Origin of the sequence: Streptomyces sp. B21-083, from assembly GCF_036898825.1 — a bacterium.
In the GTDB taxonomy this organism is placed as follows: domain Bacteria; phylum Actinomycetota; class Actinomycetes; order Streptomycetales; family Streptomycetaceae; genus Streptomyces.
Window position 1 is genome coordinate 1,172,905 of record NZ_JARUND010000002.1, and the last position, 26,956, is coordinate 1,199,860.

General features: G+C 69.9%; 26 protein-coding genes and 1 pseudogene. 11 read left to right on the top strand and 16 right to left on the bottom strand.

Translation table 11 applies throughout. The annotated features are described in order from the left end of the window. Positions 1-134 precede the first annotated feature (134 nt). From QA861_RS29365 to QA861_RS29390, 6 genes are all read right to left on the bottom strand, one after another. Positions 135-1,331 (bottom strand): ABC transporter substrate-binding protein, encoded by a 1,197-nt coding sequence (locus QA861_RS29365; protein ID WP_334591702.1) that lies wholly within the window; start codon positions 1,329-1,331, stop codon positions 135-137. Further along, positions 1,328-2,356: a branched-chain amino acid ABC transporter permease gene (locus QA861_RS29370; RefSeq protein ID WP_334591703.1), complete on the bottom strand. Its 1,029-nt coding sequence runs from the start codon at positions 2,354-2,356 to the stop codon at positions 1,328-1,330. The genes QA861_RS29365 and QA861_RS29370 overlap by 4 nt, the downstream gene beginning before the upstream one ends. Then, the gene (locus QA861_RS29375; RefSeq protein WP_334591704.1) at positions 2,353-3,234 is read right to left on the bottom strand and encodes a branched-chain amino acid ABC transporter permease; all 882 of its coding nucleotides are present in this window, start codon (positions 3,232-3,234) and stop codon (positions 2,353-2,355) included. Before QA861_RS29375 ends, QA861_RS29370 begins: the two co-directional genes overlap by 4 nt. Then, positions 3,231-3,989 (bottom strand): ABC transporter ATP-binding protein, encoded by a 759-nt coding sequence (locus QA861_RS29380; protein ID WP_334591705.1) that lies wholly within the window; start codon positions 3,987-3,989, stop codon positions 3,231-3,233. The genes QA861_RS29375 and QA861_RS29380 overlap by 4 nt, the downstream gene beginning before the upstream one ends. Then, positions 3,986-4,780 (bottom strand): ABC transporter ATP-binding protein, encoded by a 795-nt coding sequence (locus QA861_RS29385; protein WP_334591706.1) that lies wholly within the window; start codon positions 4,778-4,780, stop codon positions 3,986-3,988. Before QA861_RS29385 ends, QA861_RS29380 begins: the two co-directional genes overlap by 4 nt. A gap of 64 nt (positions 4,781-4,844) precedes the next feature. Next, positions 4,845-6,425 carry an FAD-binding oxidoreductase gene (locus QA861_RS29390; RefSeq protein WP_334591707.1) on the bottom strand — a complete coding sequence of 527 codons (1,581 nt, stop codon included), beginning with the start codon at positions 6,423-6,425 and terminating at the stop codon, positions 4,845-4,847. Between the two features lie 393 nt (positions 6,426-6,818). Between QA861_RS29390 and QA861_RS29395 the strand changes: the two genes are divergently transcribed. From QA861_RS29395 to QA861_RS29430, 8 genes are read left to right on the top strand one after another with little or no spacing between them, the layout of a single operon-like run. Then, positions 6,819-8,003, top strand: a complete 1,185-nt coding sequence (locus QA861_RS29395) for a cytochrome P450 (RefSeq protein ID WP_334591708.1) — start codon at positions 6,819-6,821, stop codon at positions 8,001-8,003. A gap of 19 nt (positions 8,004-8,022) precedes the next feature. Beyond that, positions 8,023-9,042 (top strand): amidohydrolase family protein, encoded by a 1,020-nt coding sequence (locus QA861_RS29400; protein WP_334594877.1) that lies wholly within the window; start codon positions 8,023-8,025, stop codon positions 9,040-9,042. 45 nt (positions 9,043-9,087) lie between these two features. Beyond that, positions 9,088-9,999 (top strand): ABC transporter substrate-binding protein, encoded by a 912-nt coding sequence (locus QA861_RS29405; RefSeq protein WP_334591709.1) that lies wholly within the window; start codon positions 9,088-9,090, stop codon positions 9,997-9,999. 2 nt (positions 10,000-10,001) lie between these two features. Next, positions 10,002-10,673 (top strand): 4-carboxy-4-hydroxy-2-oxoadipate aldolase/oxaloacetate decarboxylase, encoded by a 672-nt coding sequence (locus QA861_RS29410; protein WP_334591710.1) that lies wholly within the window; start codon positions 10,002-10,004, stop codon positions 10,671-10,673. Further along, positions 10,666-11,223, top strand: coding sequence for a cupin domain-containing protein (locus QA861_RS29415; RefSeq protein WP_334591711.1), 558 nt, complete (start codon positions 10,666-10,668; stop codon positions 11,221-11,223). The genes QA861_RS29410 and QA861_RS29415 overlap by 8 nt, the downstream gene beginning before the upstream one ends. Continuing rightward, positions 11,220-12,455, top strand: a complete 1,236-nt coding sequence (locus QA861_RS29420) for an NAD(P)/FAD-dependent oxidoreductase (protein ID WP_334591712.1) — start codon at positions 11,220-11,222, stop codon at positions 12,453-12,455. Before QA861_RS29415 ends, QA861_RS29420 begins: the two co-directional genes overlap by 4 nt. Positions 12,456-12,480: 25 nt before the next feature. Next, positions 12,481-12,798, top strand: coding sequence for a 2Fe-2S iron-sulfur cluster-binding protein (locus QA861_RS29425; RefSeq protein WP_334591713.1), 318 nt, complete (start codon positions 12,481-12,483; stop codon positions 12,796-12,798). Between the two features lie 22 nt (positions 12,799-12,820). Further along, positions 12,821-13,933, top strand: a complete 1,113-nt coding sequence (locus QA861_RS29430) for an alcohol dehydrogenase catalytic domain-containing protein (RefSeq protein WP_334591714.1) — start codon at positions 12,821-12,823, stop codon at positions 13,931-13,933. Positions 13,934-14,096: 163 nt separating this feature from the next. Here QA861_RS29430 and QA861_RS29435 read toward each other — a convergent pair whose 3' ends face one another. The 4 genes from QA861_RS29435 to QA861_RS29450 all read right to left on the bottom strand — a co-directional run bounded on the left by QA861_RS29435 (position 14,097) and on the right by QA861_RS29450 (position 17,952). Further along, positions 14,097-14,807: a dienelactone hydrolase family protein gene (locus QA861_RS29435; protein WP_334591715.1), complete on the bottom strand. Its 711-nt coding sequence runs from the start codon at positions 14,805-14,807 to the stop codon at positions 14,097-14,099. Between the two features lie 100 nt (positions 14,808-14,907). After that, a complete protein-coding gene (locus QA861_RS29440; protein WP_334586137.1) occupies positions 14,908-15,654 on the bottom strand; it encodes an SDR family NAD(P)-dependent oxidoreductase in 747 nt (248 codons plus the stop codon). A gap of 61 nt (positions 15,655-15,715) precedes the next feature. Then, positions 15,716-16,663, bottom strand: a complete 948-nt coding sequence (locus QA861_RS29445) for an NADP-dependent oxidoreductase (RefSeq protein WP_334586138.1) — start codon at positions 16,661-16,663, stop codon at positions 15,716-15,718. A 20-nt stretch (positions 16,664-16,683) separates the two neighbouring features. Beyond that, on the bottom strand, positions 16,684-17,952 hold the full coding sequence (locus tag QA861_RS29450; protein ID WP_334591716.1) for an amidohydrolase family protein: 1,269 nt from the start codon (positions 17,950-17,952) through the stop codon (positions 16,684-16,686). 81 nt (positions 17,953-18,033) lie between these two features. Between QA861_RS29450 and QA861_RS29455 the strand changes: the two genes are divergently transcribed. Next, a complete protein-coding gene (locus tag QA861_RS29455) occupies positions 18,034-18,573 on the top strand; it encodes a MarR family winged helix-turn-helix transcriptional regulator (protein ID WP_334586140.1) in 540 nt (179 codons plus the stop codon). Positions 18,574-18,644: 71 nt separating this feature from the next. Here the strand turns inward: QA861_RS29455 and QA861_RS29460 are convergent, their stop codons facing one another. Together QA861_RS29460 and QA861_RS29465 are read right to left on the bottom strand one after the other, a co-directional pair. Beyond that, complete coding sequence (locus QA861_RS29460) at positions 18,645-20,066, bottom strand: FAD-binding oxidoreductase (protein ID WP_334591717.1); 1,422 nt, start codon at positions 20,064-20,066, stop codon at positions 18,645-18,647. A 717-nt stretch (positions 20,067-20,783) separates the two neighbouring features. Further along, complete coding sequence (locus QA861_RS29465) at positions 20,784-21,164, bottom strand: 3-hydroxyacyl-CoA dehydrogenase family protein (RefSeq protein ID WP_443041599.1); 381 nt, start codon at positions 21,162-21,164, stop codon at positions 20,784-20,786. Positions 21,165-21,317: 153 nt separating this feature from the next. Here QA861_RS29465 and QA861_RS29470 point away from each other — a divergent pair, with 153 nt between their 5' ends. Beyond that, positions 21,318-22,505: a thiolase family protein gene (locus QA861_RS29470; protein WP_334591718.1), complete on the top strand. Its 1,188-nt coding sequence runs from the start codon at positions 21,318-21,320 to the stop codon at positions 22,503-22,505. A gap of 89 nt (positions 22,506-22,594) precedes the next feature. Here QA861_RS29470 and QA861_RS29475 read toward each other — a convergent pair whose 3' ends face one another. Next, positions 22,595-23,995 (bottom strand): protoporphyrinogen/coproporphyrinogen oxidase, encoded by a 1,401-nt coding sequence (locus tag QA861_RS29475; protein WP_334591719.1) that lies wholly within the window; start codon positions 23,993-23,995, stop codon positions 22,595-22,597. Positions 23,996-24,231: 236 nt separating this feature from the next. On the opposite strand from QA861_RS29475, the pseudogene QA861_RS29480 reads away from it, so the two are divergent. Continuing rightward, positions 24,232-24,585: pseudogene (locus QA861_RS29480) on the top strand (XdhC family protein); the annotation flags it as partial. Here QA861_RS29480 and QA861_RS29485 read toward each other — a convergent pair. The 3 genes from QA861_RS29485 to QA861_RS29495 are packed head-to-tail and all read right to left on the bottom strand — an operon-like array spanning position 24,530 to position 26,855. Further along, entirely contained in the window at positions 24,530-25,336 is an 807-nt protein-coding gene (locus QA861_RS29485) for an ABC transporter ATP-binding protein (protein WP_334591720.1), read from the bottom strand. The pseudogene QA861_RS29480 and the gene QA861_RS29485 overlap by 56 nt on opposite strands. Further along, entirely contained in the window at positions 25,333-26,109 is a 777-nt protein-coding gene (locus QA861_RS29490; RefSeq protein WP_334591721.1) for an ABC transporter permease, read from the bottom strand. The genes QA861_RS29485 and QA861_RS29490 overlap by 4 nt, the downstream gene beginning before the upstream one ends. Next, complete coding sequence (locus QA861_RS29495) at positions 26,106-26,855, bottom strand: ABC transporter permease (RefSeq protein WP_334591722.1); 750 nt, start codon at positions 26,853-26,855, stop codon at positions 26,106-26,108. Before QA861_RS29495 ends, QA861_RS29490 begins: the two co-directional genes overlap by 4 nt. Positions 26,856-26,956 lie beyond the last annotated feature (101 nt).

Sequence of the window (26,956 nt, forward strand, 5' to 3'; positions counted from 1 at the left end):
CCCCACTGAATTCACCCGTGAACGGTGGAACCATCCGGTGCCGAACCGCGCGCAAGTGTACCGTCCGAATCTCCGGACCGGGCTGGAGAACCCCCTCGACAATGTTCGTCACCAGCCCGGTCGCACCTTACGGCTCAGCCGGAAATTCCGATGTGGGCGACATTGACGACGGGGCCCTCGGGCACCCAGCTGGTGCCGTTGAACTCGTGCAGCTGGTACTCGTGCACCAGTCGGCCGTCCGATTCTCCGGTCAGGGTCGCCCCGTCGATGAGGAGCGGGTCCTGCACCTTGGCAAGGGTGTCCCAGGCGGTGAGGAAGTCGCCGCTGGTGATCTGCTTGGCGTTCTTGAGGGCCGAGACGACCGCCGCGGCCAATCCGTATCCAGTCAGTGCGAACGACTGGCTCGCGTCGGCCTTGGGTTCGTACTTCGCCATGTCGGCGCGATACCGCACCAGCGCCTTCTCGTTGTGCACGGCGGGGTTCTGGGGGTCCTTGAACCACTGGTACGACAGGGCGCCCTTGACGTTGGCGGTGCCGGCGGGCTTCACCGTGCTGGCGAAGTCGGCGTACGGGCTGCCGATGAAGAGCTTCGGGTGGTAGTCGATCTGGCCGAGGTACGACAGGAGGGCGCCCAGGGTCGGCGGGCCGAGCGTCACCACCAGGGTGTCCACCTTGGCCGCCTTGAGTTCCGTCACCTGGGAGGTGACATCGCCCTGGCCCGGCGGCAGTCTGAGGGCCTTGACCGGCTTGACGCCCGCTTTGTTCAGTCCGGCGAGCTGGCTGTCGGAGAGGTCGTTGTTGAAGCCCATGAAGCCGACCACCGCCTTGGGTGTCCTCTCCTTGAGGTAACGCCCCTGGAGCTCGCCCTCCCAGGCGATGTCCGGCACGAACGCGCGGGAGTCGGGGAACTTCTTGATGTCGCTCAGCTCCGTCTCGCCGCCCTGCACGATCTGGGCCACGCCCGCCGTGTTGAGCTGGGGCCGGGCCGCGACGGCGATGCCGCCGAAGTTGATGACCACCACCGCGTGGTCCTTCTTAACGAACCCGGTGTTGTTGGAGACCAGCCGGGAGGGGTCGAAGGCGTCGTCCTTCACCTGGAAGTCGATCTTCCGTCCGTTGATGCCGCCGCCGGCGTTGACCGCCTTGAAGTAGGCGGCCGCCCCGTCCGCCGAGACGCCCGCGGACGCCAGGGCGCCGCTGAGCGGGTAACTGGCGCGTACCACGATGTCGCCGCTGTCGCTCTGGCTGCCGGCCGAACGTCCTGAGCAGGCGGTGGCGGTGGCCGCGGCGACGGCCACGAGCGCGATCAGCTTGGTTCGGTTGTTCCTCATCGAACTTCCTTTCCAGGGAGGGCTGCGGGGACGGAGTGAGAGCTGGTTCGGAGGATGTGCGCGATCCGGCCGAGCAGGCGGGTGAATCCCCCGACCAGGCCGGTCGGCGCGACGATCAGGCACAGGACGAGACCGCCGGCGTAGACGAGTTGGGCCCAGTTGCCCGAGGAGTCGCCGCTGACGACGTTCTCGGCGGCGGTGGGCAGGTAGACGACGATCGCCGCGCCGACGAGCGCGCCCGCCCAGGTCCGGCTGCCGCCGACGACGCTGGCCGCTAGCAGAGTGATGGAGAGGGCGATCTGGTAGCTGTCGGGCACCGCGATCGCGAGGGCGAGGGCGTAGAGCGCGCCACCGACGCCCGCCACGGCCGAACTGACGGCGAAGGCCGTGAGTTTCACTCGGGTGACGCTGACCCCGTTCGCCGCGGCGAGCAGCGGGCTCGTGCGGACCGCCGCCAGCGCTCTGCCGCTCGCTCCGGTCACGAGGTTGCGCAGCAGGAACAGTGTCAGGCCGAGAACGAGGAGGCTTACGAGGAAGCCGAACTGGGCCGGAGTGAGCCCCGTCCCTGGGGGCGGCTCGAGACCGGAGCGTGCGAGCGAGACTCCGAAGGTCCCGCCGGTCGTGGACTTGAGGCGAATCACGACGAGGGGGAACACCGCGGCGACCGCGATGGTGAGCAGCCCGAGGTTGGCGCCGCCCATCCTGAGGGCGAGGCCGCCGATCAGCAGCCCGAAGACCAGGCACAGGGCTCCGGCCGCCAGGACGGCGGGCACCCACGGCCAGCCATGTGTCGCTACGGCGATGAGGGCCGCGTATCCGCCGAGGCCGAAGACGGCTCCGTGGCCGACGCTGATCTGACCGGAGTGGCCGAGGAGAAGGTTGAGTCCGGCCACGGCCATGGCGAGGGTGAGGACCCGGGTGAGGTCGAGCAGGTCGTAGTCGGAGACGAGGAAGGGGATGACCAGGCCGACCAGCAGCGCTGCGGTCCAACCGCCGGGGACGGCGAAACGGCGCACGGTGTTCATACCCGTACCGTCCTCGTCCTGCCGAAAAGCCCGGCCGGCTTCACCGTCACGACAATGGCGGTGAGCAGGAAGGGCGCGACGACCGCGAGATCTCCGTCAAGGCCGGGGACGTAGCGGCCTGCCAGTCCGTCGGCGATGCCGACGAGCACCCCGCCGACCACCGCGCCGACCCGGCTCGCCAGCCCGCCGAGCGTGCCGGCGGCCAGGGCGAGCAGCAGGGGGAAGGTCATCATGCCCGGTGACACGGTGAGGACGGGTGCGGCGACGATGGCGGCGAAGGCACCGACCGCCGCGGCGATCGCCCATCCGGTCATGAGCCACAGACCCTGGTGCTGGCCCAGCACGGTGGCGGAGGCCGGGTTCTGCGCGACGGCGCGCAGGCGCAGTCCGACGCTGGTCCGGTTGAACAGCACGGCGGTGGCCGTCATCACGGCGAGCAGCAGGACCAGCGACCCCACCTGCTGGACCGTCATGCGCAGACCGGCGAACTCGAGGAGTCCCTTGCCGAAGGGGCTGGGGAAGGTCTGGGGGTCGGTCGTCCACACGATGGCCATCAGCGCGTTCAGTCCGAGGAGCAGGGCGACGCTGAGCGTGAGCAGCGGGAGTTCCCCGGCGCTCTCCACCCGCCGGACCAGGACCCTTTCGATGAGCGCTCCGCCTGCCGCGGACAGAACGACGACCAGCGGGACGGCCGCCCAGAAGGACAGGCCGTGGTGGAGGAGGACGAGCGTGAGGTACGCGGAGAGCGTCGCCATCTCGCCCTGGGCGAAGTTGAGCATGCCGGTGCCCTGGAAGACGACGCTGAGGGCGAGGGCGAGGACGCCGTACACCAGCCCTGAGCTCAGCCCGTCGAGGACCTGTTGGAACAGTTCGGTCATTTCCTGACTCCGATCGCTTCCGTGCCGCCGTCCGTCTCGCCTAGGTACGCCCGCCTGATCACGTCGCCGTCGCGGAACTCGCCGACGGATCCGGCCGCAGCGACCCGGCCGCCCGCGAGGACGATCACGCGGTCGGCGATGTCGAGGGAGAGGCGGGCGTTCTGCTCTGCGATCAGCAGCGAGGTCGACCACTCCTCCCTGATCCGGGCCAGTGCCTCGAAGAGCTGCCGGGTGAGCAGCGGGGCGAGGCCGAGGGAGGGCTCGTCGATGAGCAGCAGCCGGGGCCGGGCCATCAGCGCCCGCCCGATCGCGAGCATCTGCTGCTGGCCTCCCGAGAGCAGACCGGCCGCCCGTCCGCGCATCTCGGCCAGTACCGGGAAGGTGTCGTAGACGAGGGCGAAGTCCTCGCGGAGGCCGGCCCGTTGGTCCCTGGGGCGGGCGAGGCTGCCGAGCCTGAGGTTCTCCGCGACGGTCAGGTCGACGAACGTGCCGCGTCCCTCGGGTACGTGCCCGACGCCCTTACGCGCGATGCGGGCACCGCTCCAGCGCGTGATGTCCACGGCGTCGTACTCGATCGTGCCCTGGGTCGACACCAGACGGGAGATGGAGCGCAGCAGGGTCGTCTTGCCGGCTCCGTTGGGGCCGAGGAGGACGGTGATCTCGCCGTCCGCCAGGGCGAGGTCGATTCCGTGCAGGACCTCGACGGAGCCGTAGCGGGCCAGCAGCCGCCGGGTTTCGAGCAGTGTGCCGTTCATACCTCCACCTCCGACCAGTCGTCGCCCAGGTAGGCGGCGATCACCCGTTCGTCGGCCGCGACCTCGGCGGGGGGTCCGGCCACCAGGAGCCGACCGGCGTCGAGGACGACCACATGACGCGAGACCCGCATCACCAGGCCGACGTCGTGTTCGACGAGGACGCAGGTCATTCCCGTGTGCGCGGCGAACTCCTCGATGTCGGCGAGCAGTTCGGATGCCTCGTCGGCGCCGAGTCCGGCCGCGGGCTCGTCGAGCAGCAGCAGGCGGGGCTCGGCTATCAGGGCCCGCGCCACCTCGACCCGTCGCCGGTCGCCGTGCGGGAGGCTGTCGACGCGGTGGTCCTGGGAGTGGTGCAGGCCGAGGCGTTTGAGCAGCTCGGAGGCCCGGGCGCGCATCGCCCGCTCGGCCCGGGTGACCGGGGGCGGCCGCAGGATCGAGCTCAGCAGGCCGCCTTTCATCCGGCCGTGGGCGCCGAGCAGGACGTTGTCGAGAGCGCTGAGTTCGGGAATCAGCAGCGGGGTCTGGAAGGTGCGTGCGATGCCCAGGGCCGCGCGGCGGTCGGCGTGCAGCCGGCTCAGGTCGCGTCCCTCCAGTTCGACCGTGCCGAGATGCCGGGCGACCCCGCTGATGCAGTTGAACAGTGTGGTCTTCCCTGCTCCGTTCGGCCCGATCACCGCTGAGACACCGCCCGCCGGGACGGAGAAGGAGACGCCCTGTAGCGCTGTCACGCCCTGGAAGCTCACTCCGAGTGAGTCGACGCGAAGGGCCGTGTCGTGTGTCGGATCGGCCATCGATGGCACCGTCCTGTTCTGCGTGAGGTGAAGCGTGGTCGTACGGGGGTGAGGGGGTGGCGCATCAGCGGGTGGTGCCGCGCTGGTCGTGAGGAACGCGACGACCTGCGGGCCAGATGCCGTGGCGGCCGGGCGCGAGGATGCCGTTCGGGTCGACCGCGTCCTTGATCCGTTCCACGAACCGCTGATAGGCGTGGCCGTTGAACGAGTACTGTCCGGCGGCGAGGTCCATGCACTCCAGGTGCGGGCGGGACTCGCCGTAGCCGAGTTCGCCGGCTGCGGCGACCAGGCGCCTCGCGAGGACGAAGGCGCCGCGCGCGTCCGCCTCGTCGGTCCGGTCGTAGCGGATGCCTATGATCACCACACACGAGCGTTCTCCGGTGACCACGACGGTGGCGCCGAAGTTGGCGCCCGTACCGAGGACGAGCGAGCGGGCCTTCTCGACCATCTCCCGGACCCGGGGCCCGTGCAGGGGGACGACGGGTGCCACGTCGACGTGGGCGATGTGGTCGGGGGTGGTCTGGATCGCCTTGAGGGTGGGGATGCCGATCATGATCTGGTCGGCGGAGAGGACGATCTCGTCGTACTCGTCCGGGGCGTAGACCCGGCGGGCCTCGACCCGGCCGCTCGGGATCTTCGCCCAGGCCGCCTTGATGTGCTTCATCCTGATCCGCACGGTCTCCAGGTCGCCCCAGACGGCCGCGCGGGCTGCCCAGGCACCGACCCCGGCGCGCTCTCCGGCTTCCCGGATCTCGGCGGGGGTGAGCTGATGGTCGGCGGGCACCGGGAGATCCCGCAGCATGTGAGAGGCGCGCAGCGTGGAGAACAGTGCCGGGGCGCCCTCCAGGTACCCGGCAAGCCGCAGTTCACGGATCGTGTCGACCGCGGCCTCCAGGTCCGCGTCCTCGCCGATCGAGAGCATCACCGGCGCGTACGCCTCGGGCAGACGCTTGAGCCAGACACCCATCCTGGTGACGATGCCGAGGTTGGACTGGACGAAGAGCCGGTCGAGGGACGGGCCCAGGCTGCGCTTGTAGACGTGCCAGGCCTTGCCGTCCGGGAGCGCCCCGGCCCCGGTGCGCAGCAGGTCGCCGTCGGGGAGGACGACCTCGAAGCCGGTGGGGAGCATGTAGTCGGCGCCGTAGTGCTGGTAGGTGTGGCCGGCGTCCATGGAGTTGCCGATGATCGAGCCCCAGCCGAGGTCGGGGCACGGGGTGAGCAGGCGGTGGCCGCCGGCCCGCACGGCTTCGTGGAGATCGAACCAGGTCACACCCGGCTCGACCACCGCGTAGGCGAGTTCCTCGTTGATCTCCAGGATGCGGTTCATCTTCTGGAAGCCGAGCTGGATCGAGCCGCGTACGCGGGGTGAGGCTCCTCCGTGTCCGAGGTTGCGGCCCTGGCTGTGCGGCCAGACGGGGATGCCGTACCGGTTCGCCAGGCGCATGATCGCGCGGACCTGCTCGGTCGAGGACGGCTGGACGACCGCGGCGGCCGCGTACGTCTCGTCGCCGGGGATCCAGTAGGCGTCCTTGAACTCGTCGATCGCGGTGCGCTCGATGTGAAGGGAGTCGTCGCCGACGACCGCCGCGAGCTCGCGGACCATCTCGTCCGGGAGGGAGGGCGGGGCCGGGGGCACGTCGGTCATCGTCATCTCATTTCGGGAGTGACTGATCGGGGGCTGGGCCGCCCCGGGTGAGGTCCGAGGACCTTGGGCTCCGGGCCTGCGGCACGGTTAGCCGCAGCGGAATTTGAAATACCGGCTGGTCTTTGGATTCTGGACCGTATGCCTCGTCGCAACCCCTGTCAACGGACCAAACAAAGGAACTTGGTTACCTGCCAAAACCATCGATTTCCGACGCACGACGCGCCAAAAATTGCCCGTGTCCGACGTATTGACATCTTGCCGAGCACGCTCAAATACTCATTGGAATCTGAAGTCAGACCGGAATCTGAATTGGATCAGACCCCCTGACGTCCACACCGGAGCCGACACGGCGAACGGTGCGCGGCACGCAGGGGCCGACCTGAGGAAGTCGTGATGTCCGCGTTGGAACTCAATGGCGAGAACCTCTTCCGGGACCCGTATCCCGTCTACGCCCGTCTGCGCGAGGAGGCCCCCGTGGCCTTCTTCGAGGGCACCCACGAATACCTCGTCACCCGCTTCGAGGACTGCCGGGCGGTGGGCGCGAACGACCGGGTGTTCGGGCCGTCCGGCAGCCCGGACCGGCCGGAGGCCCGGGTGATGGGCATGCCGAACGTGCTGTCCATGACCGGCGAGGACCACCGGCTGCTGCGCCTGGGCATCGACGAGAACCTCACCCTGGAACGGGTCCGGGGATATGTGGAGGCCCTGACCCGCCCGGTCGTCGAGCGCTGCCTCGCCGAACTGGCGCCGCGCGGAGCGGCCAACCTGACCGCCGACCTCTTCGAGCCGGTCTCGGTGCGCTGCATCGGCGACGTCATCGGTCTGACCGACACCCCCAACGAGACGCTGGTCGAGTGGTTCCACGCGATGAGCGCCGGCCTGCAGAACGTCGGGGGCGACCAGGCCGTGTGGGACCGGCTGGACCGGGCGCTGGCCGACATCGACTCCCGGCTCGGGGCGCTGTACGAGCGGGTGGCCGCAAAGCCCGACCACACCCTGATGAGCCACGTCGTGCGCGGCGGCCTGCCGGACAGCGAGGTGCGCGGCTTCGACAAGGTGCTGCCCACCATGAAGGTGATCATCCTGGGCGGGCTGCAGGAACCCGGCCACGCGGCCGCGAACGCCTGCACGGGACTGCTGCTCAATCCCGAGCAGGCGCGGACCGTCGCGGACACCCCGCAGGAGCACGCGCTGCGCGCCTTCGACGAGGGGCTTCGCTGGATCGCCCCCATCGGCGTCACCCCGCGCGTCGCCGCCGAGGACGTCGTCGTGGCCGGTACGGCCATCCCGGCCGGGTCCTCCGTCGCCATCGTCATGGCGTCGGCCAACCGGGATCCGGAACGCTTCGAGGACCCCGACCGGTTCGACATGTTCCGCAAGAAGCGCCCGCACCTGTCCTTCGGCTTCCGGCCGCACTTCTGCTCCGGGCACGCCCTTTCCCGCGCGATGGGCACGATCGCGCTGGAGGAGGTCTTCCGCCGGCTCCCGAACCTGCGACTGGACGAGAGCCGTGAGGTCGCGGCCAAGGGCTGGCGTTTCCGTGGTGTCACGCACCTTCCCGCCGTCTGGGACGCGTGACATGTCGGGGACGACAGGCCTGGTCATCGACTGCCACGGCCACTTCACCACCGAGCCGCCGGAGTTCCGTGCCTTCCGCACGGCCCAGGTGGCCTTCGCGGAAGGACGGTCCCCGGACCGCCCTGTCTATGCGGGGGTCGACGACGACACCCTGATCGAGACCATCACGCGCCACCAGCTGCGCCTGCAGCGGGAGCGCGGCTCGGACCTCACCCTGCTCTCGCCCCGCGCCTCGGGCATGGGACACCACGTCCCGGGCCAGGGCATCGCGACCGAGTGGGCCCGGCTGTCCAACGACACCGTGCGGCGCATCTGCGCACTGTTCCCGCTCAACTTCGCGCCCGTGTGCCAGTTGCCCCAGACCGTCGACGGCGACCTCGGGCCCGTTGTCGCCGAGCTGGAGCGCTGTGTGGCGGCCGGTTTCGTGGGGTGCAACGTCAACCCCGACCCCTCGGGCGGGAGTTGGTCAACTCCACCGCTCCACGACGCCTGGTGGGACCCGCTGTGGGAGGCCATGATCCGCCTCGACGTACCCGGCATGATCCATGTGTCGGGTTCCTGCTCCCCCGCCCTGCACACGACCGGCGCCCACTACATCGCCGCCGACACCGTCGTCTTCATGCAACTGCTGGAGGGCGACCTCTTCGAACGCCACCCGGGCCTGCGGCTGGTCATCCCGCACGGCGGCGGCGCCGCCCCCTACCACTGGGGCCGCTACCGGGGTCTGTCGATCATGCTCGGCAAGCCCCCGTTGTCCGAACACCTCATGCGCAACCTGTACTTCGACACCTGCGTGTACCACCAGGCCGGTATCGACACCCTGTTCCGGGTCGTCGCCCCGGAGAACGTCCTCTTCGGATCGGAACTCCTGGGCGCGGTCAAGGCCGTGGACCCGGAGACCGGCCACCCCTTCGACGACACCAGGCGCTACATCGAGGCGCTCGGCCTCGAGGACCCGACGCGGCAGGCCGTGCTGGAGGGCAACACCCGGCGCGTCTACCCCCGGCTGGACGCGCTGCTGACCGCACAAGGGCGCTGACCACTCACGCACCCGGCATACCCCCCGAACTGGAGCTGCTCTCTCATGACTTCCGACCTGACACCCGTACGATTCGCCGGCGGCGCCCAGGGCTTCAACTGGCTTCCGGTGTTCGTCGCCGACGAGCTGGGCCTGTTCCGTGAGCACGGTCTGGAGATCGAGTACCTGCGGCTCGGCTCGGTCGGCAAGGCGACCGCGGCCGTCCGTGACGGCACCGCGGACCTGGCGATCACCCCGCCCGAGGGCGCGGTCGCCGACTATGTGGCCGGCGGCGCACTGCGCATAGTGGCGGCCAACTCGCTGCGGCTTCCCATGTCGTTGGTCGCCCGTCCCGACGTCGGTTCGGTCGCCGAGCTGCGTGGAAAGCGCATCGGCACCTCCTCCCTCACCGAGGGCACGGCGCTCTACACACAGATCATGCTGCAGCGGGAAGGACTGTCGTATCCCGGTGACTACGAGTACGTCCTCGCCGGTGTGCACACCACCCGCTGGGTGGCGCTTCAGAACGACGAGATCGACTGCGCCCCGCAGCCGGCGCCGTGGAACTTCCTCGCCGAGCGCGAGGGGTACCGCCTCATCGGCGAGGTGAACGACGCGATCCCCGAGGTGATCTTCGCGGCGGTCATCGGCCGCGACGACTGGACGACGGAGAACCGCGACACCGTCGAGCGCCTGCTCGCCGCACTGTCCGAGGCACACGACATCGTCAACGACCCGGCGCAGGACGGCATCACTCTGCCGATCTACCAGCGGATCACGACACCCGACGCGCCCGACCTGGCAACCCAGGGTCTGTCCTACACCCGGGACATGGGCATGTGGCCGGCCGGACTCATCGTCACCCCGGAGGCCTGGGCGGCGACGGCCGACCTCATGGTCCGCGCCGGGCTCCTCACGCCCGAGCAGGCCGCCGACGCGGCCGGTGTGCTCGACACCGGCTTCGGCCGGGGTGAGTGACCATGGCCCGGATCGTGACGACGGTCGTACGCGCCGACGCCGAGACCTGTGCGGGCTTCGCGGAGCTGGGTGTGGCCACCGCCCATGAGGCGCAGCACCGCACCGGGCTCCTCGACCACCGGCTGCGGCCCCGCCAGTCGGGGCGGATCATCGCGGGCCCGGCGCTGACCTGCGAGGTGCCGCCCGGTGACAACTGGATGATCCACGCAGCCCTGGAGCAGGCCCGGCCGGGCGACATCCTTGTCGTCAGCCCGACCTCGCCCTGCGACGACGGCTACTTCGGCGACCTCCTCGCCACCTCCGCGCAGGCGAGGGGCGTGTGTGGACTGGTGATCGACGCCGGGGTGCGTGACACCGCGGAACTCAGGGTCATGGAGTTCCCCGTCTGGAGCAGGACGGTGAGCGCGCAGGGCTGCGTCAAGGAGACTCTCGCGGACGTCCAGGTCCCGCTGGTCTGCGCGGGCGTCCTGATCAGACCCGGGGACGTGGTCGTCGCGGACGACGACGGCGTCTGCGTGGTGCCGCGAAAGTCCGCCGCCGAGGTGTTGGCCAATGCCCGCCGCCGGGCCGCGCTGGAGGAGGAGAAGCGGAAGCTCTACGCGGTCGGCCGCCTCAGCCTCGACGTCAATGCCATGCGTGCACGCCTGGAGGAGAAGGGACTGACCTATGAGTGAGACCGCCGGAACCCCGGCCCCCCGGCGCGTGGTGACCGCCGTCCGGGAGGGCAGGTCGGTCTTCGTCTCCGACGGCCCCGTCCCCAACTCCCACCATTACACCTCCATCCCCGGTATGACCACCTCGGTCGTCTATGCCACCGCGGCGCCCCCGCGGCTGCCGCAGGACGAGGGCGAGACTGCACCGCCCCGGCTGCGGGTCCCGCCCGCCCCGGGCGAGACCCGGCTGATGATCGTCACGTTCCCGCCCGACTCCGTCCTGGCGGACCCGGGGTTCGACCCGGCCGCGGCGGACGCCGAGCAGCGCGAGTTCATCCCCGGCCTGGCCGAACGGTTCGAACCTCACGCGCCCGGCATGCACCGCACCGAGACGGTGGACTACGACATCGTCCTCGACGGCGAGATCTGGCTCGAACTGGACGACGGGGCGACCACCCACCTGCGCCGGGGCGATGTCGCCGTCCAGTGCGGCACCCGGCACGCGTGGCGCAACAAGGGCGACCGGCCCGCGACGATGTGCTTCGTCTTGATCGGCGGTACACCACGATGACGACCGAGTACTACGACTGCCTGATCGTCGGCGCCGGGCACGCGGGGGCACAGGCTGCGGTCTCCCTGCGGCAGGCGGGGTTCGAGGGCAGCGTCGCCCTGCTCGGCAGCGAGCCGGTGGCGCCGTACGAGCGTCCCGCGTTGTCGAAGGAGTACCTGGCCGGGAAGAAGGACTTCACCCAACTCCTGCTGCGGCCACCAGAGTTCTGGTCCGAGCAGAACATCGTCCTGGCGCTCGGCCGACGGGCGACCGCCGTCGACGCCGAGGCGCACAACGTCACCTGCGAGGACGGCACCACGATCGGCTACGGCTCGCTCGTCTGGTGCGCCGGAGGCACTCCGCGTGCGCTGCGCTGCCCGGGCCACGAGTTGGACGGCATCCACGCGATCCGCGACAAGGCCGACTGCGACCGGCTCATGTCGGCACTGCACCGCAGTCACCGCGTCGTGGTGATCGGCGGCGGCTATGTCGGTCTGGAGGCGGCCGCCGTGCTGAGCGGACTCGGCAAGCAGGTCGTGGTGGTCGAGGCGTTGAGCCGGGTCCTCGCCCGCGTCGCCGCGGAGCCCCTCTCACGCTTCTACGAGGCCGAACACCGCGCCCATGGCGTGGAGTTGCGTCTAAGTACGGGAGTCACCGAAATCCTGGGCCGGGACGGCGGGGTGAGCGGGGTACGCCTCACGGACGGCGCCGTGGTGCCGGCCGACCAGGTGATCGTCGGCATCGGCATCGAGCCTGTGGTCGCACCGCTCCTGGCGGCGGGGGCCGAGGCGGCAGCGAACGGTCTCGGTGTCCTGGTCGACGACCTGTGCCGCACATCGCTCACCGACGTCTACGCCGCGGGCGACTGCGCGGTGGTGCGGGACGGCCCCGGCATCCGTGTCGAGTCCCGGCAGAACGCCTCCGAGCAGGGGGCCACCGCGGCGAAGGCGATCAGTGGGAGGCCCGAACCGCTGCGTCTGGTACCGCTGTTCTGGTCGAACCAGTACGACCTGCGCCTGCAGACCGTCGGCCTCGGGCACGGCCACGACCAGACCGTCCTGCGTGGTGACCCGGGCAGTCGGAGCTTCACGCTCGTCTACCTGAAGGACGGCGCGGTCGCCGCCCTCGACTGCGTCAACACGGCCCGGGACTACCTGCAGGGCCGTCGGCTCGTGGAGTCCGGCGCCCGTGTCGACCCGGCCCTGCTGGCCGATGCCCGCACATCCCTCAGAGACCTGGCCAAGTCGGCCTGAGCCCCGTCCCCGGAGGTACCCGAACATGCAGATCACCGTCACGACCCGGGACGGCGAGATCCACCCGGTCGAAGCGCGCACGGGCCTGTCCCTGATGCAGAACATACGGAACGCGGGAGTCGACGAACTGGAGGCAATCTGCGGTGGCTCGCTCTCCTGCGCGACCTGCCATGTCTACGTGGACAGCCTGCCACCCGGCGCCGAACTCACCCCCCGGTCGGCGGACGAGGCGGACCTCCTGGAAGCCTGCGACGACCTGGCGGAGAACTCCCGGCTGTCCTGCCAGCTCGTGTTCGACCCCGCGCTCGACGGGATGCGCGTGACGATCGCGCCCGAGTACTGATCACACCCGAGACCCGAGAGAGATGATGACCGAACTGATGCGCGCCGCGCGGCTGCACGCCGTGGGCGAGAAGATGCAGATCGAGCACGTGGCACGCCCGACCGCGACCGGCACGGACGTGGTGGTGGCCGTCAAGGGCTGCGGCATGGTGCCGAATTTGGCGAACGTCCTCGCCAACTGGCAGACGTGGTACCCCCACATGCCACTCCCACCGCTCCCGGCGATCTTCGGGCTCGACCCGGTGGGCGTCGTGCACGAGGTCGGCGAACAGGTCGTGGGCGTCCGACCGGGAGACCGCGTCTACGTCAACCCGGGCCGCTCGTGCGGCGCGTGCCACGCCTGTGGGACCGGTACGCCACAGAAGTGCGACCACTGGACGCTGGGCGGCTACTTCGGCTACAACCCCAACAGCCTTGACATGTTCGCCCGTTACCCCTACGGCGGCTTCTGCGAGTACATGCTCGCGCCGCAGAGCGCCCTCGTGAAGATCCCCGACAGCCTGAAGTTCCGGCAGGCCACCCGGCTCGGCTATCTCGGCACGTCCTACTCGGCGGTCAGGAAACTCGGTCCCCTCGCCGGTAAGTCCCTGATCGTCAACGGCGCGACGGGCACCCTCGGCGTCGGCGTCACCCTCGTCGCCCTGGCGCTCGGCGTCTCCCGCGTCTACGCGGTCGCACGCGGGGTTGCGCTGTTGGAGCGCCTCAAGTCCCTCGCCCCGCAGCGCATCGAGATCTTCTCGAACCGCGACGGCGGCACGGAGGACTGGGTGAGGTCGCACACCGGGGGCCGGGGCGCGGACCTCATGATCGACACCCTCGGTGCGGTCGCCTCCCTCGACTCGCTCAGGGACGCGATGCACGGCGTGGGCCGCGGCGGCCGGATCGTCAACATCGGCGGTACGGCGGGAGATCTGGGCGTCGACGTGAAGTGGTGGATGGACGAGCAGATGGAGCTCATCGGCTCGGTCTGGTTCACCTCCGCCGAGGGCATGGAACTCACCGGGCTGCTGGACAGCGGAGCGATCGACATCTCCCTGCTCCAGCCGAAGACCTGGCCACTCGACGAGATCAACGACGCCATTTCCGGCGTGTCGAGCGGGGAAGGCGGCTTCACCAGCTACCTCGTGGAAATCTGAGCCGGCCGCTCGCGACTCGGCGAGCCCGGCGTCGTAGAGCTGCGTCCACCGAACCACGCGAGATCGCGTCGACGCGACCTGCTGGTGGAGACCTCGCTCGGACAAAGGACGACGGCACCGGCGCCGGGCGCCGGTGCCTGATGTCGCGTACTTCCGCCGGGCGTCAGCCCAGGCGCTTGTGCAGGAACTCCAGCGTGCGCTCCCAGGCCTTGGCCGCCGACTCCGCGTGGTAGACCTCCGGGTGGCTGTCGTTGAAGAAGGCGTGCTGCGCGGGATAGACGTGGATCTCCGGAGTGATGCCGGACTGGGCCGGAATGATCGCCCGCAGCTCCTCCAGGGACTCGGTCGGCACGGTGACGTCCGTCTCCGCGTAGTGCCCCTGGATCTCGGCCTTCAGGCCGGAGAACTCGGGGAGTTCGCCCCGGATGACCCCGTAGAAGGGAACCGCCGCGCTGACCCGGGGGTCCACCGCCGCCTGGTAGAGCACGAAGCCGCCGCCCATGCAGAAGCCGATGGAGCCGATCGTGTCGGTCGTCACCTCGGGCCGGGACAGCAGGTAGTCCACCGCGCCGGACAGCAGCTCGACGCCGCGTTCGACGGGCAGAGCGAGCATCATCCGACGGGCTTCCTGGAAGTCGTGGGCCACGTTGCCGCCGTACAGGTCCGGAGCGAGGGCGACGAAGCCCTCGGCGGCCAGGCGGTCCGTGATGTCGGCGAGGTGGTCGGTCAGTCCCCACCACTCCTGGATCACGATCACGGCGGGCCCGCGGCCCGACGGCGGCACCGCGAGGTAGCCGTGCGCGGTGCTGCCGACGCTGGGGAAGGTCACGTTCTGCTGGGCCGGGGCACCGGTCGTCCTCGGGGTTTCGGTCATGTCACATCACTCCGTACAAGGGGAAAGAGGTGGGCGCGGGCCATTCCGTACGCCCGGGCGCGGGGCGCGCTCCCGAAGGGCGCGCACCCGCGTACCGGGGTCAGCGGCGGATCAGGCCGCCGTCGACGAGGTGGACCTGGCCGGTGATGAAGGAGGCCTCGTCGGAGGCGAGGAACGCGAGCAGGTTGGCGACGTCCTCGGGCGTCTGCTCGCGCTTCAGGTTCTGCAGCTGAGCGTGGTGTCCGAAGAACTCCTCGGGCAGCTCACGGCGCGTGGTCGGGGTGCGTACGACGCTGGGGCCGATCGCGTTGACCGTGATGTCCCAGCGCGCGAGGTCGGTGGCCAGGGCGTGGGTGAAGCCGTTGACGGCGCCCTTCCCGGAGACGTACGCCAGGAACATCGGCGGGGCCTCCCAGTAGCTGGACGACGACATGTTGATCACACGTCCGGCCTCGGAGTCCTTCAGGTCCTGCACGAAGGCCTTCGTGACCAGGAAGTAGCCGTCCACGTTGATGGAGAACAGCTTCTTCCACTGCTCGTACGTGGTGTTGTCGAGGTCCTTCAACATGGCGATGGCCGCGTTGTTCACCACGATGTCCACCGGGCCCAGCGCCTCACGGACGTCCGCGGCGAAGGCGTTCACCTGGGCCTCGTCCGACACGTCGACCTTCGCGGCGAAGAACCGGCGCCCGTTCGCCTCGACCAGCTCCCGCGTCTCCACCGCGTCGTTGACATCGGCTACGGCGACATCCGCGCCCTCCGCCGACAGCTTCTGCGCGATGACCCGGCCGATACCGGCGCCACCGCCCGTCACCACGGCGATCTTGCCTTCCAGACGTCCAGCCATGACACAACTCCTTTGTATTCTCAGGTACTTGATGGATGCTTTGTCTCAGACACTTGAGGGATCAGTCGCCGAACGTGACGACGATCTTGCCGCGGGCCCGGCCCGCGGCGAGGACGCCCAAGCCCTCGGCGGCCCGCTCCAGGGGCAGCACGCTGTGCACGTCGACGGAGAGGAAACCAGCCGCCGCCAGCTCAGCGAGCGGCTTCGTGGTCTCGCGGACCGGCTTGGCGAAGACCATGCCGCCGGCCAGCCCGGCACCGGCCAGCGCGTCGGCGTCGGGGGCCGGGGTCGTGGTCGCGACCCGGCCGCCCTTGCGGACCGCTTCCAGGGGCACGTCGGTGAGGGCGGAGCCGACCAGGTTGACCAGGGCGTCGACGCCATCGGGGTGGACGGCCAGGACCTGGTCCGCGACCGGGCCGACGGCGAAGTTCACGACGGTCGTGGCGCCGAGTTCGGTGAGCCGTTCCGCGTCGTCGGGGGTGCCGGTCGCGACGACGGTCACATTCCGGGAGGCGAGCAGCTGGACCGCGTACCGGCCCACTCCGCCGCTCGCCCCGTTGACCAGGACGACCTGACCGGGCTGCGGGTCGATCAGGTCGACGGCGGCGCAGGCGGCCGCGGCGGCCAGGGGCAGTGCGGCGGCGGTGGCGAAGTCGAGGCCGCCCGGCTTGACCACGACGGTCTCGGCAGGCAGCAGCGCGTACTCGGCGAGGGTGCCGGCCTGGATCGGCGGAGCCAGCGGAACGTTGCCGAACACCTCCTGGCCCGGCTCGACGTGGTCCACGCCCGCACCGACTGCCTCCACCACTCCGGCGGCGTCACGGCCGAGGACCAGCGGGTAGTGGTGAGGGAACCGGTCAGCCATGGACCCGGCGGCGATGACGTTGTCGAGCGGGTTGAGTCCGGCCGCCCTGACCTTGATCAGTACGTGTCCGGGGGCCACCTCAGGGATGGGCAGGTCGCCGAGGACGGGCTGTCCGCCGGCTTCGGGAACATGCAGTGCGCGCATGGGAGTTGACCTTCTGGTGATCAGTGGCCGGCGACCTTGAGCGCGGTCTCCCGCAGCTCCCGGGCGACTCGGCCGAGGTCGGTGTGGACGAGGCGGCCGTTGATCTTCACGACCTCTCCGGCCACCAGGACCGTGTCCACGTTGTGCGGGTGGGCCGCCGTGACGACGGCCGCGATGGGGTCCCGCTCAGCGGTAAGGGTGTTGATGTCGTCCAGACGCAGCAGGATGACGTCGGCCTGCTTGCCGGGACGCAGCGAGCCGGTGCGGTCGGCGAGGCCAAGTGCGGCGGCGCCGTCCAGGGTGGCCATCTTCAGGACGTCCGCGCACGTCATCCGCGGCTCGTCGACGATCTGGCTGGCCAGTAGCGCGGCCCGCATCAGGGAGAACATGTCTCCGGGCGCCGAGGTGACGGCGTCCACGCCGAGGCCGGTGGTGACTCCCAGGCGCCTGAGGCGACCGGCAACCGGGGAGTTGTTGCCCAGCATGGCCTCCGCGCCGGGCGCGGCCGAGGCGGAGGCACCGGAGTCGGCGATCAGCTTCAGTTCGTCGTCGCCGAGCGTGTTGCCGTGGACGTAGAGGATCTTCTCGCGGAGCAGACCTGCCTCGCGCAGGGCGAAGATCGGCTGCGGGTTGACGGGGCCGGCGGAGACGTGGAACGTCACGGGCAGGTCCAGCTCGTCCGCCGTGCGCCACTCCTCGGCGACCGTCTCGATCGGGGTGAACGACGGGCCCATCGGGGCGTACGCCATGGTGACGAGCGCGCCGTCGTCCGCCAGGCGCTCGGCGCGGATCCGTCGTACGTCGTCGAGGCTGCCGCCGCCGGTGACCGGGGTGCCGTAGCCGTAGACCGCCCGCAGGCCCGCCGCGCCCAGGGCGTCGATGGCGGCGTCCGCGTGCTCCGGCGAGTAGGAGATGTGCGAGTAGTCCAGCTGGGTCGTGATGCCGGAGTCGAGACACTCCAGTGCGCCGGCCAGGGTCGCGGTGTGCACGTCCTGCGGGCTGAACTTCGGGCCGAACTGCGCCAGGATGCCGAGGTACGCGCCGAGGTCGACGTCCACGGCCGCGCCGCGCAGCGCCGACTGCCACACATGCCGGTGGGTGTCCACGAAGCCCGGGAGCACGATCTTGTCGGTGGCGTCGATGACGGTGGCCCCGTCCGCCGGCAGGTCGGCGCCGACGGCGATGATCCGGCCGTCCTCGATCAGGACGTCGGTGTTCGGGAGCGCGACCGGCTCGGGCTCGGTGTCGATGACATGGCCGTTGCGGATCAGGATGCGGGTGTCGGACATGACGCTGCCCACCTCTCTAGGCGAAAGCTTTCTATAAAGCTAACTGGAAAGCTATACCAATAGTGACCTACGATGCAACATGTGACGACGACACCGGATCCCGTAGACGCATGGATGGACTCTTGGCGCAACGAGCTGCCCGAGGTCGAGCGCCCGTCCTCGGAACTGACCAAACGGATCATGTTCATGTCCAGCACGCTGGACAGCGTGATGCGGCGTGAGCTGACCGAACTCGGGCTGACCCCGGCGGAGTTCGACATGCTGGTGGCGCTGCGCCGGTCCGGCGCCCCGTTCCGCATGAAGCCGAACCGGCTCGCCCGCTCGCTGATGCTCTCGACCGGCGGCACCACCAACGTCACCCACCGTCTGGTGGGCCGCCATCTTCTGGAGCGGGAGAGCGACCCGGACGACGCCCGCAGTACCTGGCTCAGGCTGACACCCGAGGGCGTCGCGCTTGCCGAGCGCGCGGTCCTGGTGAACGCGGCGGCCCATGAGGCCCTCTTCGAGGGCGTTCCGGCCGAGCTCGTCGAGAGGTCGACCGCCGTACTGCGGGAGCTGCTCGCCGCGGCCCCGGGTCTGCTCGGCGGCCCGACGGCCCGCTCCGCCCGACCCCAGCCCTGAGCGCGAATACGTGGAGAGCGGCTCCCCTCCGGAAGCCGCTCTCCACGCCTGACGGGCATCATGACGATGTCTCAGACAGCCTTGGCAGGCTCGATGTTCTTGTTGAACCGCAGCAGGTTCTGCGGATCCCAGTCGGCCTTCGCCCGTTCCAGCCGGGCGTACCTCTCGGGGCTCCCCCACACCCCACGGCGCCAATCGGCACCATTGTCGGTCGACAGGTTGACGTAACAGTTGGACCGCACGTGTGGCTTGAGCGCCGCGTGCACGCCGTCGACCCAGGCGTGGAACCCCGCGTCCTGGTCGGGGGTGTCCCACAGGGTGACGGTCTCCCAGAACCAGTTGGCGCCCTCCCGGGAGAAGGCCGCGGAGTCCTCGTCGAAGTCCTCGGTGATGGCACCGCCCATGGACCAGAGGTTCTGCACCGTGCTCGCGACCGGGCCCGCCGACGGCAGATGCGCCGCGGCATGGCGGGTCACGATGTCGATGACGTCGTCGGTGAGTTCGGACAGGTACGCGCCCTTGGTGTACGAGCGGTGGCCCGGCGGGGCGATCGCGTCGAGCATGCTGTTCGCGACGGACCACGGCACCGGTTGCACCGCCTTGACGATGGCCGGGCCCAGCGCGGCGAGCCCGTCCACCAACGCCTCGGTCTTCTCCGGCGGTCCGGTGTGGACCACGAGCAACAACACCACGTCCGCCCCGTGGTACCGCTCCGGCACGACCGGCATCGGCGGGCACTGGGTCATGGCGGCGATGACACTCAGTTCCCTGGGCGCATCCGCCATGTACTCACGCCAGGCTGCCAGTACCTCGGGAGCGCTCTCCGCGGGGAACGGGACGAAGCCGGCGGAGACCTGGGGGCCCAGCGGCCGGGCCTGGAACTCGAAGGACGTCACCACGCCGAAGTTGCCGCCGCCACCGCGCAGCGCCCAGAACAGGTCCTGGTTCTCCTTCGCACTCGCCGTCACCAGGCGGCCGTCGACCGTCGCCACCTCCATGGACAGCAGGTTGTCCACGGTGGCGCCGTAGCGGCGCATGTTGTAGCCCACGCCGCCGCCCAGAGTGAGGCCGGCGACACCGGTGTTGCTCACCGTGCCTGCCGGGACGACCAGTTCGTGCCTCTCCAGCGTGGTGTCCATCTCACCCAGCAGGACACCCGATCCCAGACGGGCGATGCCGGTGGACGTGTCGAGCTCGATGGCCTTGAGCGCGCTGACGTCGACCACGAGGGCGCCGTCCGGCATGCCCGAGCCGTCGACGCTGTGGCCGCCGGCGCGTACGGCCAGCGGAGTACCGGTCTCGCCGGCGAAGCGCGTGACCGCGAGCACGTCCTGGGCGTCGGCCGCCCGAGCGATCAGGGCCGGCGTCGCATGGTCGGTGTGCGTGTAGAAGATCTTCCGCGCGGCCGCGTACCCGGGGTCGCGCGGACGGAGGACCTCACCCCGGAAACCGGTGGGGAACTTCTTCAGAACAGCCTCGTCGGACTGGGACATGGCATTCCTTTCACAGGGCAAGGCGGCTCGGATGCAGGGCACGTCGGGGTCGAGGCACAGGAACCGGCCCCGTACGGACGGGCGTTGGTGCTGCGCAGGGGGGGAAGGAGCGCACCGACCGGGCCCCTGGTCGGCGACGATCCTGGAGAGCCGGTCCTTGAAATGGGACGGCGGTGGCACCGGACGACCTCTCCCTCATCAGGGCGACCGCCGTGCGGGGTGAGTGGGTGACGTCCGCGAGGGAATTGGCCGGCGAGCCGGAGCCGGGGAGTCCCGAGACCTGCCAGTCATCGAGGCCCGACACCCGCTGTGCGAGACGACGAAACGGGCCACCTCCGGGACCTCCCCGTGCCGCACGATGAACGACGACCGCAGGGACCGCTCGGTGTGGCGCTGCCCGGAAGAGGAGCGCCACGCACCGTCGGGCGGTAGCCGCTCTTCGCCGGCACTGCCCCACCCACCGGGTCAAAAGGTCTCGTCTGCAGCACGACACGAGCGAAATGCGGCGTAGAAGGCACCCTCGACTCCTTCGGGGAACTACTTCCGCGGATGAACCCGGCTCGTCCGGTTCGCCCCTCTTCACCGGTTCCGCATGTGACATATTCGATAACAGCTGACAGTCCGGAAAAACCTGACAACACCGCACCGATCGGGCGTGACCCGCGAGCCCCCGCGACGCCACTTCAGGGCGAGATTACGCCACCGTTAACTAGCACGTCAATAGTTTGACGTGTTTATCAATTGTCGTGCACGTAGAAGCCCGCCCGCTCTTACGGCGCCCAGATGCCCGGCGGTGGCCATGCGGCACAGCAGGGCAGGCGGGGCGTACAGCGGCTCCTCGAACGCCTGGCGCATGGACTCGGCGATGGCCTGGGCGGCGTCAAGACCGATCCGGTCGAGCAGGCACAGCGGCCCCACGGGGTGGGCACAGCCCTGTTCCATGCCCTGGTCGATGCCCTCCGGCCGCGCGCCGCCGGACTCCACCATCCGGACCGCGAAAGATCCCCGCATGATGTTGATCGAGGCGTCACGCCCGTCGAACGCCGCCGAAGCGGTGACCGGACGGACGGGACGTGCGGGGCAGTGCAGATCGCTCATGACGGAGCCTGCCCAAGGCGCGTCGAACGGCGGATCCATCGAAACCGTGCGAGGAGAAGCACAGGTACTAGGACGTCCTGCTATCTCTACGGCCGACATGAGACCGTCACTTTCTGCGACGACTCCCCCGAACGGCATCGAGATGGGATACCCATGACTGACACCGAGAAGATCGTCATCCTCGACGGGGCTCGCACCCCGATCGGCAGTTTCGGCGGAGTGTTCAAGGACGCACCCGGCTTCGAGTTGGGTGCCACCGCCTCCCGTGAGGCGCTCGGGCGGGCCGGGGTCGCCGCGGAGGACATCGACGAGGTGGTGATGGGGTGCATCGGCCAGGTGGGGGTGGACGCCTACAACGCCCGCCGGGTGGCGATCGCCGCCGGCCTGCCCGAGAGCGTGGCCGCCTACACCGTGAACCGGCTCTGCGGCAGCGGCCTCCAGGCGATCTGGTCGGCGGCGATGCAGATGCGCTGGGGCGGGGTGGACTTCGCCCTGGCCGGCGGCGACGAGTCGATGACCCGGATGCCGTTCTACGACTTCGGGGCCCGTGCGGGGTACAAGCTGGGGGACCGCAAGCTCGTGGACGGCACGGTGATGATGCTGACCGACCCGTTCCACGGCATCCACATGGGTGTCACGGCGGAGAACGTGGCCGCGAAGTACGGCGTCTCGAGGGAGCGGCAGGACGAGTTCGCGGTGGAGTCCCAGCGTCGCGCGGCGACAGAGGCGGCCCGCGCGGCGTTCGCCGAGGAGATCGTGCCGGTGGAGGTCGGCGGCCGCAGGCCGTTCACGGTGCGCGACGACGAGCACCCCAGGCCCGGCACCACCCTGGACACGCTGGCCGGGCTGCGGCCGGCGTTCGCCGAGAGCGGCACCGTCACGGCCGGAAACGCCTCGGGGATCAACGACGGTGGCGCCGCCGTGGTGCTCGCCCGGGAGTCGGTGGCACGGGAGCGGGGCCTGACCGGCCTGGTGTCCCTCGAATCCGTGACGACCGCGGCGATGGAGCCGGAACTCATGGGCTACGCGCCCGTGTTGGCGCTCAAGAAGCTCTTCGCACAGACCGGCACCACCCCCCGGGACATCGACACCGTCGAGCTGAACGAGGCGTTCGCGTCCCAGGCGGTGGCGGTGATCCGGGACGCCGGGCTGGACCCCGAGAAGACCAACCCGTACGGCGGTGCCATCGCCCTGGGCCACCCGGTGGGCGCGACCGGCGCGATCCTGTCCCTGCGAGTGGCCAAGGACCTGGTCCGCCGCGACCTCGAACTCGGCATCGTCACCATGTGCATCGGCGGCGGGCAGGCACTGGCGGCGCTCTTCCGGCGGGAGCCGGCATGATCCCCTCCTTCGGGCACGAGACGCCCACGGCTTCCGCGCGAAAGCAGCCGAACGGAAGCCGTGACCTCGCGCGGCCGGGCCCGATGCGGTCACGCCCGGTCGCGCGGGTCCCCGTGGAGCGACGCCAGCCGTCGGCCGAGTGACTTCGCGGCACGCTCACCGGCCTCCGCGGAGCTGTTGGTCCCGGATATGCCCAGGTAGTCCCCGGCGAGCTGGACGATGGCGTCCGGATCGGCCGATGACCGCAGCTCCGCGACGGTCCGGTAGAAGCCCACACACCGCGCGTTGGTGGCGGTGTCCCAGCGCTCGATCTCGGCGAATTCGAGGTCGTCGGCGAAGCCTGGGATGAGCCTCTCCATGTCGCGGATCATCTCGGGGATGAGGTCCTTGTCCGACCGTCCGGTGTTCTTCCTGGCGTAGCCGTCGACCCAGTGCCCGGACACCACGGCCTTTCCGGGCGGTACCGCGTTCGGCATCGCCCGCGAGTCGACGTTGATGATTCCGAGACCGATTCCGGCGCTGCTCGGGACGGCGACCATGGTGGGCAGGTCCTCCGGATCCCGTCTCAGCCCGAAAATCCCTTTCAGGACGCTGCCGTACGGGATGGACCCGATCAACTCGCGCTGCCGTTCCGGAAGTTCCGGACAGAGCCGCAGCACCGTGGGGCCGTCGACGGCGATGACGCAGCCTCGGCTCTCGATGGCGTGTTCCCCCGTGGCGTCCCGCCACACCGTTCGCACGCCTGACTCGGTGCGGGTTATGGACGTGACGGCGGCGCCGGTGCGCACACGGACGAGCGAGGCGAGTCGCTTGGCCAGGAAGTCGATGCCGGTCGGATACTGCATCGGCCCGCCCTCCGCGAACTTCCCCACCGTCAGGAAGAAGTCGACGACCGACATCCTGGACGGTTCGGAGAGGTAGACGCCACGCAGGAGCGGGTCGATGACGTAGTCGTAGATCTCCTGGTTGAGGCGTCGCTCGGCATAGGAGGCGACCGACTCGGTGTCGAGTCGGCCGGCCGCCTCGAAATCGTCGTGACCGAGGCGACGGCGCCATCGCAGCATGTCGGTCAGGAGCCGGCGCAGGAGCAGCTTGCTCCGCCAGGACAACAGGTCCGTGCGGATTCCCCGCACGGCCGCGGCCACGCCCGCTCCCCCCAGCGGCAGCACCGTGCCGTCGCGCGGGATGCCGAAGCTGAGGGGCATCAGCGTGAAGGGATCACCGAGACCGACGTCCGCGCACAGTCGGGTGAGCGCGGTGAATGCCTGCGGAATCATGGTCGCGCCGCGGTTGAGCACATAGCCGTCCCGCTCCCGGCTCGCCATCTTTCCGCCGACGTGGTCGGCGGCTTCGAGGACGGTGACGTCCCAGCCCTGCCGCTGGAGCCGGAAGGCCGCGGTCAGCCCCGATATGCCCGCTCCTACGACGACGACATCTCCCCGACCGCCCGGCTCAGCCGCCGCCCCCCGCGCATGGTCCACTTGTTCCATTACCCGCCTCCCGGTCCGATCTGACTGTTCTGTTTCCGTGCCGGAGCACCCGGCGATCCGCGGTCGACCGCTTTCCGTCCCGCAGGGGCGTCCGCCTCGCGGGCCCGGTCGATGACCTGTTCGGCAGCGATCTAGCTGCAGGCCGACGACTGCCCGAGGCAGATGCCGCCGCCCGGTACTTGTGGCCCATGCATCTCGCGGCGGCAGTGCCGCACGTGTTCGTCGGTCAGGAGTCCGCGGGCCTGACGGAAGGCGAGTTGGCGCGGCTGCGCTCACCGATCGGGCTCGATCTCGGGGCCTGGACGCCCGAGGAGACCGTCCTGTCCATCGCGGCGGAGATCGGCGCGGTACTGCGCGGCGGGAGGGGAGTGCCGCTGACCGGTTCCCCGGGTCCTCTCCACCACGGCGGCGGGGACCCGGGGCAAGGACGTCCACTCAGCTCAGGCGCGGCTTCCGGTCTCCTTGGCGATGCGCACCCCGGTTGCCCGGTGCGGGACGGGCTCTTCGGCGGTCCGTCCCGCGTGCGCGCGCGTCCTAATGGGCGGACCGGGACTCGGCGATCGGTTCCGGCCTTCCGGTCGCGCGGATGAGTTCGAGGATGTGTCGGCGGTACTCGGCGAACTGCGGCAACGCCTTCGTGTCCAACTGGTCGCGGGGGCGCGGCAGATCGATGTCCACGACCTCCATGACGGTGGCCGGGCGGGAGGACAGGACGACGACCCGGTCGGCCAGATAGACGGCCTCGTCGATGTCGTGTGTCACCAGCAGGACCGCGGCCCCCACGTCGTCGCGGACGGCGAGGGTGAGGTCCTCGAGACCGGCGCGGGTCTGTGCGTCGACGGACGCGAACGGCTCGTCCATGATGAGGATCCCGGGCCGGTAGGCGATCGCCCGGGCGATGGCCACGCGCTGCTGCATACCGCCGGAAAGCTGCCACGGGTAGCGGTCGCCCATCCCGGCGAGGCCCACCTCGCGCAGTGACCACTCCACGCGCTCGGCGCGCTCTCGCTTGTCCTTCACGGTGTTCTTCAACGGCAGTGCGACGTTGCGGCCCACCGGGTACCACGGCATCAGGGAGCGGCTGTAGTCCTGGAAGACCGCGGCGATCTCCGGCGGCGGCTCGGTGACGTCGCGTCCGTCGAGCTCGATACGCCCGCCGGTGCGCCCGTGCAGCCCGCACAGGCAGCGCAGGAGCGTGGTCTTGCCGCCGCCCGACGGGCCGACGATGCAGACGAACTCGCCCTCGCGTACGTCGAAGCTGATCTCGCGGATCGCCTCGACACCGCCGTGGGCCGGATCGCCGTACGTCTTGGACAGGTCCTCGACGACAAGCTTGGTCATCGCATCCTCCCGGTGGACAAGTGGTGCCAGCGGAGCACACGTCGCTCCACGAGGACAAAAAGGGCGTTGAGTGCGGCGCCGAGAATGCCGAGGAGGATCATCCCGGACCACATCAGCGGAATCTGGAAACTCTGCTGGGCGTTGAGGGTGACGTAGCCCAGGCCGCTGGTGGCGCCCAGCATTTCGGTGACGATCATCATGATGAAGGCGATCGCGAGCGAGATCCGCAGGCCGGCGAAGATCTGTGGGGCGGCCGAGGGCAGGTGGATGGCGAAGACGCGCTGTCGACGGGTGAGGCGGAAGGTCTGTCCGACGTCCTCCAGTCCCCGTTCGATGGAGCGCACCCCGTCGATGGTGTTCAGCAGGATCGGGAACACGCACACGAACGCGATGAGCCAGATCTTCGGTGCGTCACCGATGCCCAGCAGGACGATGCTCACGGGGACGAGCCCGGTCGCCGGTATCGATCGCGCGAACTGGATGGCGGGCTGGAGAGCCAGGTGCAGCACGCGCACGCGGCCGAGGAGGACGCCCAGCGCAATGCCGATGACCGCCGCCAGCAGATAGCCGGCCCCGAGCCGCAGCAGGCTCGGCACGACGTCCGAACCGGCGCGCGCGAACAGCCAGGTCTCGCGGAAGTTCGTGAGGATCGTCGACAGGGAGGGGTAGAAGGCGGACGTGCTGTCGGCGGACAGCACCCACCACAGCACCACGAGGACGACGGGTACCAGCAGCGCGACGCCGAGTGCCCGCAGCCGTACGGCGAACCTCATGCGCTCACCTCACGGTGGGAGACGTGCCAGCGCAGCAGTCGTCTCTCGGTACGCTCCAGCGCGCCGTTGAGCAACATGCCGAGCACACCGGACACGACGAGTAGGCCGTACATGGTCGGATAGAGACCGTTCTGTGCGGCGTTGCCGATCGCCGCGCCGAGACCCGGGATGCCGCCGACGAGCTCCGCCGAGATGGCGACGATCAGCGCCAGCGACGAGGAGATCCGTACGCCGGTCGCCAGGTAGGGCAGGACACTGGGCAGCATGACGTGCCGGAGGATCTGGTGCCGGGTCAGGCCGAACACCCTGCCGGTCTCGACGACCTGCCCGTCGATGGCGCGCACGCCGTAGACCGACTGGAAGAGCATCGGCCACAGGGCGCCCAGCGAGGCCATGATGATCGCGGTCTGCGAGCGGGAGCCCATCACCAGGATCAGCAGCGGCAGGTAGACGATCGCCGGGATCGGCCGCAGGAACTCCAGCGGCACGTTCAACAGCCGGTGCACGAAGGGCAGCAGGCCGATCGTGCCGCCCACGACGATGCCCACAGCACCGCCGATCAGCAGACCGGCGAGGGTGTGCCACAGTGTCTGGCCCAGCGCCGTCCAGAAGGCGTCGTCCCCAAGTTGCCGGGCCAGCCGGACGGCCACGTCCGTGAACGGCGGAACCTCGGCCGGGACCACCCCGCCGCGGGCCAGCAGCTCCCACAGCGCCAGCAGACCGGCGGTCGTCGCGATGGGGATCAACGACTGCGACGACACGCGCCGTCGGCCCCGGCCGGGAGCCGACGACAAATCGATCGGGCGGGCGGCGGCCGTCTCGCCTCCCTGTGTGAGGGGGAGCTGCC